Origin of the sequence: Streptococcus infantis (genome assembly GCF_001579645.1) — a bacterium.
Taxonomy (GTDB): domain Bacteria; phylum Bacillota; class Bacilli; order Lactobacillales; family Streptococcaceae; genus Streptococcus; species Streptococcus infantis_E.
In genome coordinates this window covers 1-330 of record NZ_LQZF01000205.1, presented here as the reverse complement: position 1 = coordinate 330, position 330 = coordinate 1, and the positions used below count along the sequence as shown (strand labels likewise).

Here is a 330-nt window from a genome sequence, read left to right as displayed (position 1 = left end):
ATTTGATGATTTTTCTTGACGATAGAAGTCTCAGCGACCATCATTTTCGAGCAATGATAGCACTTAAATCGACGCTTTCTAAGGAGAATTCTAGTAGGCATACCAGTCGTCTCAAGGTAAGGAATCTTAGACGGTTTTTGAAAGTCATATTTCTTCATTTGATTTCCGCAATCAGGACAAGATGGGGCATCGTAGTCTAGTTTAGCTAGGATTTCCTTGTGTGTATCCCTATTGATGACATCTAGAATCTGGATATTAGGGTCTTTAATATCGAGTAGTTTTGTGATAAAATGTAATTGTTCCATATGATTCTTTCTAATGATGGTTTCG

Annotated in this window: 1 protein-coding gene; it reads right to left on the bottom strand. The window is 36.7% G+C overall.

All coding sequences use genetic code 11. The features are described 5' to 3' along the window. Positions 1-305, bottom strand: a 305-nt coding sequence (locus SINDD18_RS10150) for a transposase family protein (RefSeq protein ID WP_193750858.1), incomplete at its 3' end; no start/stop codon positions are given. Positions 306-330: the final 25 nt, after the last annotated feature.